This window comes from Apibacter muscae, from assembly GCF_007845635.1.
Lineage (GTDB): Bacteria > Bacteroidota > Bacteroidia > Flavobacteriales > Weeksellaceae > Apibacter > Apibacter muscae.
This window is the reverse complement of the sequence record NZ_SELG01000003.1, coordinates 1-8,815: the sequence shown is the minus strand read 5'-3', so window position 1 is coordinate 8,815 and position 8,815 is coordinate 1. Positions and strand designations below refer to the sequence as shown.

At 30.7% G+C, this 8,815-nt stretch carries 13 protein-coding genes and 1 tRNA gene; 11 read left to right on the top strand and 3 right to left on the bottom strand.

Annotated elements, in window-relative coordinates; genetic code table 11:
* The first annotated feature begins 134 nt into the window (after window positions 1-134).
* The 10 genes from ETU08_RS00325 to ETU08_RS00280 all read left to right on the top strand — a co-directional run bounded on the left by ETU08_RS00325 (window position 135) and on the right by ETU08_RS00280 (window position 6,291).
* Window positions 135-707 carry an N-acetylmuramoyl-L-alanine amidase gene (locus tag ETU08_RS00325; RefSeq protein WP_146261034.1) on the top strand — a complete coding sequence of 191 codons (573 nt, stop codon included), beginning with the start codon at window positions 135-137 and terminating at the stop codon, window positions 705-707.
* Window positions 708-854: 147 nt separating this feature from the next.
* Window positions 855-1,232, top strand: coding sequence for a hypothetical protein (locus ETU08_RS00320; protein WP_146261033.1), 378 nt, complete (start codon window positions 855-857; stop codon window positions 1,230-1,232).
* 103 nt (window positions 1,233-1,335) lie between these two features.
* Complete coding sequence (locus ETU08_RS00315) at window positions 1,336-1,788, top strand: thermonuclease family protein (RefSeq protein ID WP_185145239.1); 453 nt, start codon at window positions 1,336-1,338, stop codon at window positions 1,786-1,788.
* A 91-nt stretch (window positions 1,789-1,879) separates the two neighbouring features.
* Window positions 1,880-2,164 (top strand): hypothetical protein, encoded by a 285-nt coding sequence (locus ETU08_RS00310; protein ID WP_146261031.1) that lies wholly within the window; start codon window positions 1,880-1,882, stop codon window positions 2,162-2,164.
* Complete coding sequence (locus ETU08_RS00305) at window positions 2,154-2,579, top strand: hypothetical protein (RefSeq protein ID WP_146261030.1); 426 nt, start codon at window positions 2,154-2,156, stop codon at window positions 2,577-2,579. Before ETU08_RS00310 ends, ETU08_RS00305 begins: the two co-directional genes overlap by 11 nt.
* Window positions 2,576-3,808, top strand: coding sequence for a DEAD/DEAH box helicase (locus ETU08_RS00300; protein ID WP_146261029.1), 1,233 nt, complete (start codon window positions 2,576-2,578; stop codon window positions 3,806-3,808). Before ETU08_RS00305 ends, ETU08_RS00300 begins: the two co-directional genes overlap by 4 nt.
* 51 nt (window positions 3,809-3,859) lie before the next feature.
* Window positions 3,860-4,270, top strand: a complete 411-nt coding sequence (locus ETU08_RS00295) for a hypothetical protein (protein WP_146261028.1) — start codon at window positions 3,860-3,862, stop codon at window positions 4,268-4,270.
* The gene (locus ETU08_RS00290; RefSeq protein WP_146261027.1) at window positions 4,267-5,547 is read left to right on the top strand and encodes a DUF3440 domain-containing protein; all 1,281 of its coding nucleotides are present in this window, start codon (window positions 4,267-4,269) and stop codon (window positions 5,545-5,547) included. The genes ETU08_RS00295 and ETU08_RS00290 overlap by 4 nt, the downstream gene beginning before the upstream one ends.
* On the top strand, window positions 5,544-6,050 hold the full coding sequence (locus tag ETU08_RS00285) for an IbrB-like domain-containing protein (RefSeq protein ID WP_146261026.1): 507 nt from the start codon (window positions 5,544-5,546) through the stop codon (window positions 6,048-6,050). The genes ETU08_RS00290 and ETU08_RS00285 overlap by 4 nt, the downstream gene beginning before the upstream one ends.
* Window positions 6,043-6,291, top strand: a complete 249-nt coding sequence (locus ETU08_RS00280) for a helix-turn-helix domain-containing protein (protein ID WP_146261025.1) — start codon at window positions 6,043-6,045, stop codon at window positions 6,289-6,291. Before ETU08_RS00285 ends, ETU08_RS00280 begins: the two co-directional genes overlap by 8 nt.
* Before the next feature lie 65 nt (window positions 6,292-6,356).
* Here ETU08_RS00280 and ETU08_RS00275 read toward each other — a convergent pair whose 3' ends face one another.
* Complete coding sequence (locus ETU08_RS00275; RefSeq protein ID WP_146261024.1) at window positions 6,357-7,016, bottom strand: DNA-binding response regulator; 660 nt, start codon at window positions 7,014-7,016, stop codon at window positions 6,357-6,359.
* 228 nt (window positions 7,017-7,244) lie between these two features.
* Between ETU08_RS00275 and ETU08_RS00270 the strand changes: the two genes are divergently transcribed.
* Window positions 7,245-7,448 carry a hypothetical protein gene (locus ETU08_RS00270; RefSeq protein WP_146261023.1) on the top strand — a complete coding sequence of 68 codons (204 nt, stop codon included), beginning with the start codon at window positions 7,245-7,247 and terminating at the stop codon, window positions 7,446-7,448.
* Here the strand turns inward: ETU08_RS00270 and ETU08_RS00265 are convergent.
* Window positions 7,443-8,690, bottom strand: coding sequence for a tyrosine-type recombinase/integrase (locus tag ETU08_RS00265; protein WP_146261022.1), 1,248 nt, complete (start codon window positions 8,688-8,690; stop codon window positions 7,443-7,445). The genes ETU08_RS00270 and ETU08_RS00265 overlap by 6 nt on opposite strands.
* Window positions 8,691-8,743: 53 nt before the next feature.
* Window positions 8,744-8,809: transfer RNA gene (locus ETU08_RS00260), tRNA-OTHER, on the bottom strand.
* Between the last annotated feature and the right edge of the window lie 6 nt (window positions 8,810-8,815).

Sequence of the window (8,815 nt, the reverse complement as noted above, 5' to 3'; positions counted from 1 at the left end):
GAATTTTTGGGCTTACAGATCGTAAAAAGAATTCCGGAGCTTTCTTCTTTTTTACTCAAAAAAAGAGAGGAAAAAAAAGAAAATAATCCTTTAAAATCTAATAATAATAATAATAATAATAATAATAACGAATTATGAGTGTAGAAAAATTATACCCGGAAACCGGACATAATTTACCGGGTAAAGGAGTAAAAGAAGATCCAGGAGCTGTAGCTAATGGCTACAAAGAAAATGAACTAACAATCCTTTTCATGGATACTGTATTAGAAGAATTTAGAAAGCTAGGAGGAGATTTTCAAAGGGATGACGATCAAGTATCTTTAGCCTCTAATATAGCTACTATTAGGAAGACAATTAAACATTCAGACTTAATTTATTCCGTGCATTTTAATGCAGCTACATCTAAAGCTACAGGTACAGAAACTATTGTTTCTAACTATGCCGGAGTAACCTCTCAAGAGATAGCCAAAGAAATATCAGAAGTTACTTCCAGAGTTTTAGGAATTGCCAATAGAGGAGTAAAAAAAGAAAAAGACACTCCCCGAAGAAAGCTGGCTATTTTAAATCTTAAAGGCACTGCGGTGCTTCATGAGGTATGTTTTATTACCAACCCTAATGACATGGAAAAGTTTTTTAAAAATTATAAAACTCTAGCCAAGGAAATTGCTGTTATTTTAAAATACTATGATGATCTTTTAAACAAATAGTATGAAATCAACAATAAATATTTTTAGAGTTTTATTGGGAGTTATTTTTTTTTCTTTTTCTTCTCTTGTAATACCAGAAAAAAGACAGTAACTAAGGAAAGTATTAAAACTAGTCATGACACTTTAATTAAAAGAGATAGTATTATTGTGGAAAGGGAGAAGATAGTTCTTCTTCCATCAATAAATACAGATGTAATTAATTCACCTTGTGATTCTACAGGCAAATTAAAGGTAATTGAAAGGACAATTAAAATCCCTTATGGAGAAGTAAAGGTTAATTCTAATGGTGATAATTTAAAAATACAGGTAAACACGGATAGTATTAGTTCTCTCTATGAAAAAGTATACAGGGAAAGAAATTCATCACAACTCACAGAAATAAATGAACTTAGGATTGAAAATGAAAAGTTAAAAATTACTCCTTTTAATTGGTGGAAATGGATAGGGTATCTATCTATTGGATTAAATATTGTTTTGATTTTAAAATACTTGATTAAATATAAACTTTCATTTAAAATACTTTAAAAGTGGTCGAATTCGACCACTTTTTTAATTATGGCAATTTCGCCATAATTAAAAATTACATTTTTTATATTTGGATATGAAAAAACTAAAACCCTTATTCTTCTTGCTCTCTTTTTTAGTCTCTACTTTCTTGCTTTCTCAAACCCTAAGTGGAAGAGTTATAAAAGTAGCAGATGGAGATACAGTAACCATTCTCACAGATGAAAATGAACAAATAAAAATTAGATTGTATGGCATCGATTGCCCAGAAAAAGGACAGGATTTTTCTAGTAAAGCAACAGCATTTACAAGTTCTTTTTGCTTCGGTAAAATAGTGAAAGTAACTCAAAAAGGTCTGGATAGATATGGCAGAGTTTTAGGTATTATTTTAATTGGAAAAAAGAATTTAAACGAAGAACTTCTAAAAAATGGTCTAGCTTGGCATTACAAATACTTCGATAAAACTCAGAAATATGTCGATCTAGAACAAGAAGCAAAAAATAATAAACTCAATATCTGGAGCATGAATAACCCTATTGCTCCTTGGGATTTTAGAAAAAAACCCAAAAAAAGATAAAAAAAAACTTGCATATATGTATCGTTTACGATACATTTGTCCTGTAATTCATTTTTAACTCCGGTGCAGGAGGATAAAGTCGCAGAATATTATGGAAAATTTTAAAATTTTAACTGTTCAAATAGCAGAACAATTAATTGGAAAAAAAATTGAATGGCATGCTCCTAATTTATATGCCAACCAACCTTACTCAGGAATAAGCATTATTACCAAGATTGATTTAAGTAATCGTAATCCTATTAGCTGTATTAATATTGAAGGCCATGGTCTTGAATATGCTTTTTTATATACGTTTAAGGAAGATAATTCCATCATTTTTTCTTATTCTGATTATTATAATTTTGTAACCTTTCAAGTTATTGAAAATGTGGACTAAAGTTTATTTTAATCAGCAATCCATTCAGCGTGAAACTCCTCGTTCAGTATTAATTAAAATGCCTAACCATTCTAAGTACAAGGGTTATTGTTTTTGGCATCCTGCTAAATTAGTCAGAGAAGAGGGAGGAAAAGGTTATCATCTATCCTTTAGTTTTTCAGATGATTTTAACTTTAATGTGATTAAATATGGTCAAGGTCGATACAATTCTAATGAAATAATTTCTGAATACGAACTAGATGCTGAGGATATGAAAGAGGTTTGGCAGGTGGTTGATCGTTCAATTCAAGTGTCTGTTTCTGATGAAATCCAAAAAAAGAAGGACGAAAATCATCTGGAAATAATTGTGGAGGAAATTATTCCGAAAAAAGAAAGTCCTTTAGATTCCAATGAAATTGATGATCTGAGGTTATGAGGCCTTTGTTATTTCAGCAAAAAGCGGCTAAGGGTCATCTTAGCGCTTGGAAGTGTGGTGCCTTGTTCATGGAGCCAGGCACTTCTAAAACTCGTATAGCCGTGGAGTTAGTAAATCGAATAAACAATCTTGATCTTGTTGTTTGGATTGCTCCTTTAAGGTTGATTGAGCCTCTGGGGAATTTGCCTTCTACAAAGGATGAAATCCAGAAATGGGGAGGATTTCATTGTAAGAATGTAATTTACATAGGGGTTGAAACTATTTCGCTTTCGCAGGTGAAGTACATAAATCTTTATCAGAGGATTAAAAATGCAAAGAGGGTTTTCATCGTAGTGGATGAAAGCTCTAAAATCAAAAATCTTTCAGCTGTTAGAACTCAAAGGGTTTTGTCTTTGGGTGAAATGACTCCTTTTAAACTTATTTTAAATGGAACTCCTTTCTCCAAAAATATATTGGATGTGTATTCGCAAATGAATTTCTTAAGTCCTAAAATTTTAAATATGACTGCTGCTGATTTTGAAAATATTTTTTGCAGAAAGAAAAGAATTATAAAGTATTTGGGTAAATGGAAGCAAAGAAAAATCTATGACAGGGAATTTATTACTGGCTTTGAAAATATTGATCTTTTATATTCCATGACTCGGCATTATGTCTATGAATATGATTTAAACCTTCAAATCAAGCAGTATTGGAATAATTATAATTATGTGATTGGAGAGCAAGAGAAGGAGGAATATTATTATTTAAAAAATAAATATTTGGATAATGAGAGGCTTTTAATGCTTAATAATAATATCTTTTTGGAAATGACGCAAAAGATGCAACATAGTTATTGCATCTCTGAAAGCAAATTCGAGGTTTTGGACAGGCATTTTCAGTCCTATCCTATAGATCAACACATTATTTTTTGTAAGTATATTAAAAGCAGGGAAGAATGCTTAAAAAGATATCCTAAGGCAACGGTCTTAAATTACCAGAGTGAAAGCATGGGCTTAAACCTTCAGCATTTGCCTTTGGTGATATTTTTTGATAAAATCTGGGACTATGCGCTTCGGGTACAAGGGAGTAGAAGGAGTTATCGGGTGGGCCAAGAAAAGGATTGCAGATACTTTGACTTGACGGGCGATGTGGGTTTAGAAAAATTAATCAATGATAACATAGCCAAAAAGGGGGTACAGATGGAATATTTTAAAAAACTATCTAAGAATGAGCTAAAAGAAATTTTATAAATTGTATTCTTTACGCTACATTTGTGTGGATTAATTCTAATAATTGTAATTATGAAAGTAGAAGTTTTTATGGGTACTGATCCTAGGGTTTATGAGATTATCGGTCCCTTTGCAATGGATTTAAACTTTATTAAAGCCAATGGTTACCCGCTTACTACTTCTAGTTTGCATAAATGGTTTGTAGGGATTGAAGATGGCGAAATACTTTGTTTTTGCTCAGTTAAATATGCACTTACTACGAAGACCATGCAACTGGGTAATTTCTTTAATCTAAGAGGGAATAAGCAAAGGCAGTTAATCACTAAGGTTATCAAGACTTTTACAAAGGAAAAACAATTGGGGCTTAATGCTTTTTCTAATAATGATAATTTAGAATTCTTTTACAAATTAGGTTTTGTAATGCAAACCGAAAATAAGGAATGGCACAATTTAAAATATGAACCTAAAAAAGAAGAAGAATGAATGTATATGAGGCTTCATTAAAGAGATTGGATCTTATATTCTCGGAATTTGATAATGTTTATGTCTCTTTTTCCGGGGGCAAAGATAGCGGGGTTCTTTTGAATCTTTGTATCGATTACATTCGAAAAAATAAGCTTAATCGTAAGTTGGGGGTTTTTCATATGGATTACGAAGCCCAATACGAGATGACTACTCAATATGTAGATGAAGTATTGCATTCCAACAAAGATATATTAGAGGTATACCATATTTGCATGCCTTTTAAAGTAACCTGTGCGACTTCTATGCAACAGGGATATTGGCGTCCTTGGGAGGATTCATTGAAAGAGGTTTGGGTAAGGGATCGCCCCATTGATTCTATAAATATTGATAATCATTGTTTTGATTTTTGGAACGATGCTCTTTGGGATTATGATTTTCAGGGTAAATTTTCCCATTGGTTCCATCATGAAAAAAAAGCTAAAAAAACATGTTGTTTGGTAGGTATTCGTACTCAGGAAAGCTTAAATCGTTGGAGAGCCATACACAGCGAAAGAAATTATAAAAATTATAGTGGTTTGGGTTGGACCAAGGAAATGTACCCTGAGGTATATAATGCTTACCCTATTTATGACTGGAATACTCAAGATGTTTGGATAGCTAATGCAAAAAATGGATGGTCCTATAATCCTCTCTATGATCTTTATTATCAGGCGGGGTTAAATATCGATCAAATGCGGGTGGCTAGTCCTTTTATCGATACCGCAATTGAAAGCTTAAAGCTTTATAAGGCTATCGATCCTAATATGTGGGCAAAAATGGTTGGTAGGGTTAATGGAGTTAATTTTTCTTCTATTTATGGGGGAACTACGGCTATGGGTTGGAAAAACATAAAGCTTCCTAAAGGGCATACTTGGAAATCCTATATGTTCTTTCTTTTAGATACTTTGCCTAATGATGTGAAAGAGAATTATTTAAATAAGCTAAATACTTCCATCAAATTTTGGAAAGAAAAAGGAGGAGTACTTTCTAAAGAAACCATTGAAGAATTGAAGGGGCTGGGTATTTCTTTAGAAGTAGGGAAAACCACTAATTACAATACGGATAAATTGCCGGTTCGTATGGATTATTTAGACGAGATTGATAGTAAGGATTTTAAGTTAATTCCTTCTTATAAAAGAATGTGTATTTGCATTATGAAGAATGATCATCTTTGTAAGTACATGGGTTTTACCTTAACTAAAAATGAGAACGAGAGAAGAAAAAATATAATGGAAAAATATAATAATATTTTATGAAAAGTCCTGTATATAACGTAAAGGCGGTGCCTATTGAAAAAATTAGAGCGAATAGTTATAATCCTAATGCGGTGGCTCCGCCTGAAATGAAGTTGTTGGAGTTGTCTATTTGGGAGGATGGTTATACGATGCCTTGTGTGTGCTATTATATTCCTGAGGAGGATATTTATGAGATTGTTGACGGTTATCACAGGTATACTGTTTTAAAGACGAGTAAAAGAATTTTCGAGAGGGAAAAGGGTTTATTACCGGTGGTGGTTATTGAGAAGGATATTTCTAATCGTATGGCTTCTACGATTCGGCATAACCGGGCTCGGGGTACCCATAGTATTGATTTAATGGTTGAGATAGTTTCTGAATTAACCAAAGCGGGTATGTCGGATGCTTGGATTCTTAAGAATATTGGAATGGATGCGGATGAGCTTCTTCGTTTAAAGCAAATCAGTGGTCTCACGGAGTTATTTAAAAATAAGGATTTTAGTAATAGTGAAGAATATGAATAAGGATTATATTATTAAAGAAAGGCATCGGGTGGCTGAAGTGATTAAGGCTCGTAGGGAAGATCTTTCTATGACTCAAGAAGAGCTGGCGCAAAAGTCAGGTATGTCTAGAATTACTATCAATAGAATTGAGAATTGTGTTTTCTCTCCTAACGCGGATCAATTGTATACAATATGCAAAGCTTTAAATATAGAGATTAAATTAATACCGTTAATTAACTCTATGAGCAATAAGACGCTATAGTTTATAATAAAAAGAGCCTTATAAATAAGGCTCTTGAACACTATAAAATGTTTGAAAAAGAACGCTTAAATTATTCCCATATCCTTGCAAATGGATATTAATTGTTTTGTATTTGTTACATCCATGAAATCACGTAAAGCCATTAACCTTTTTTTTACTGAACTTTCACTATTAGGTTCTATTTTGTCTTTTTTTAACTGATTAGATATTTCTATTGTTGTCATTCCTTTACTCAATAATTTCAAAATAATTAAACTATATTCATCAATGTCTATTAAATTATTTTGAGATAATTTAACAGATTTGGGAATATATATACCATCATTCATTACCTTCGTTAATGCTTCTTTTAAATCAGTCACATCTTCTCGGCCTTTAGTAACAAAGGCATCAATATTATATTTTTCAAATAGAAAGTTAATTTTAGATGCCCTGTTTTCAATAGAAAACACTATGATTTTTATATTTATATTTTCCTCTCTTATTTTTTTTATGAGATCTTCACCGCCTTTTAGTTCTTGTTTTTTTTCTCCATCATTAAAAGAAAGGTCAACAATGAGAAGAGTATAAGGTTCTTTTTGTTTCTCAGCTACTTGAATTTTAAAAAAGGTATCATCGCAATAATAAACTTGCTCTATATTGGTTGCTTTAAATTCTTCTAAGACTTTTTTTACACTTATACTGTAACTTTCAAAATCTTCGCAGATTAAAATTTTTTCAAACATTTTTTAGTGTTAATTAAAGTATGTTTTTAATAATGTTAACTATGTATTATTAAAAATATTGCAGTAAAATGTAATTTTACCTTAATTATATACAAATAAAACATTAAAATAAGATTAAAAATATATTAGAAATAAATTAAAGATAAACATGATAAATATCATAAATGAACGTTCGGACAAAGACAAGTCCTAAGCTCTCATTAGCTTTGATGTAATTAAATCACTGTCATGGGAAATAATAAGATTTTAGATGTGATAACAAGAATAAGCACCAATAACCTTAATTGTGTACTTAATCTAGAAGATGATGTTATTGTTAACAATACTTCTGGTTATATAGAACACATAGGAGCAGAAGAAATAGCAATTAATAGTGAAGGTAAAATAGTTGTTTTTAAAATTAAAGATATTGTTAGTCTTAGAATTTTATGATAAGAAATCTTTTGAATAATCCTCTGGTAATTCTGCCTCAATGGTCCTCAAATATTTTTCTAAAGCTGACATGGTTGTATGCCCTGTGATTAACATTAGTTTTGATTTAACTTCAAATGGAGAAAGTTTTTTTCTATAGCTTCTGTATAATATCATTATTCCAGTATGCCTAAAACTATACATATCATGATTATCTGTTAGCCCTAATGATATTAACTTTGGGTTACTCTTAATGATATCTTTATATAATTCAGTAAAATATTGTCGTTTACTCTCCTCTTTACCTATCCAAAGTGATGGTTTTCCATCAGGTGTGAATAAATTAAAATCTTTATCATATTTATTAATATGTATTTTCTCAAGATCTTTGTAAATCAAATCTATAATATATTTTACTTTTTGATCTTTTGTCTTAGATTTATAGACAATAGTTCTATGTTTCATATCTATATTCCCAATCAATATCCGGCAATTTTCAACAGGTCTTACAAATAAATAAGCAACAAATTTTATATACAAGGCTAATTGATTATCTATTTTTTCTATTTCGGAAATAATCGAATCAAATTGTTCAGGTGTATATATTTTGTGTGTTTGCGCTGTCGTTTTTACTTTAGGAATACCATCTAAAATATTTTTATTACATATTTCTTCATTTTTTAAAAATTCCCAAAATGCTTTTAAATTAATTTGATTATTATTTCTGGTTCTTGCAGATGTTTCCTTATGCCTTTCATTTAAAAATACAATAATATACTTTCTTGTTATATTATTTACATTCGAAGTATCTACTTTGTTTTTTTCTAAAAAAGTTGAAAAAATTTTATAAACGCTTTTGTAGTCTCTTAGAGTAACGTTTGACCAAGAACTTGTTTTTATAGATATAAAATAATTAAAAGCTTCTTCTAAAGAATAATTTGTTTTATGCAATTCATCTAAAATAGATTCATCTATCTTTTTTACTTCTTCTTTCTCATTTAACACCTTATTGAGCTTATACTCCATAAGCATAATAATTTTTCTTAAATGAGTATATCTTTCATTTGCTGTTTTTAACCTATTACATCCTGCTTTTATATTAGTCTGCCGTACAAGCTTTCCAGACTCCTTATCACGCAAAAACCATCGAATATACCAATCCTTTGATACATCTCCTTTCGCATCATATATTTTTATTGTATAAGGCTTCATAAGTGGTACTGTAAGTGGTACTTTTTTAAAATTAAATAATTTTAAGGACATAAAAAAAGTGAGATTTACACTGTAAGTCTCACTTTTTCAATTATTTGTCTTAGTAGCGGGAACAGGACTCGAACCTGTGACCTTCGGGTTATGAGTTCGATTTGCTCCCTTATCCCACCCTATTT

Bases quoted from the DNA above. Each gene is read 5' to 3' on its own strand.
- ETU08_RS00325 (WP_146261034.1), top strand. From the start codon at position 135: ATGAGTGTAGAAAAATTATACCCGGAAACCGGACATAATTTACCGGGT.
- ETU08_RS00310 (WP_146261031.1), top strand. From the start codon at position 1,880: ATGGAAAATTTTAAAATTTTAACTGTTCAAATAGCAGAACAATTAATT.
- ETU08_RS00305 (WP_146261030.1), top strand. From the start codon at position 2,154: ATGTGGACTAAAGTTTATTTTAATCAGCAATCCATTCAGCGTGAAACT.
- ETU08_RS00300 (WP_146261029.1), top strand. From the start codon at position 2,576: ATGAGGCCTTTGTTATTTCAGCAAAAAGCGGCTAAGGGTCATCTTAGC.
- ETU08_RS00295 (WP_146261028.1), top strand. From the start codon at position 3,860: ATGAAAGTAGAAGTTTTTATGGGTACTGATCCTAGGGTTTATGAGATT.
- ETU08_RS00290 (WP_146261027.1), top strand. From the start codon at position 4,267: ATGAATGTATATGAGGCTTCATTAAAGAGATTGGATCTTATATTCTCG.
- ETU08_RS00285 (WP_146261026.1), top strand. From the start codon at position 5,544: ATGAAAAGTCCTGTATATAACGTAAAGGCGGTGCCTATTGAAAAAATT.
- ETU08_RS00280 (WP_146261025.1), top strand. From the start codon at position 6,043: ATGAATAAGGATTATATTATTAAAGAAAGGCATCGGGTGGCTGAAGTG.
- ETU08_RS00275 (WP_146261024.1), bottom strand. From the start codon at position 7,016: ATGTTTGAAAAAATTTTAATCTGCGAAGATTTTGAAAGTTACAGTATA.
- ETU08_RS00270 (WP_146261023.1), top strand. From the start codon at position 7,245: ATGGGAAATAATAAGATTTTAGATGTGATAACAAGAATAAGCACCAAT.
- ETU08_RS00265 (WP_146261022.1), bottom strand. From the start codon at position 8,690: ATGTCCTTAAAATTATTTAATTTTAAAAAAGTACCACTTACAGTACCA.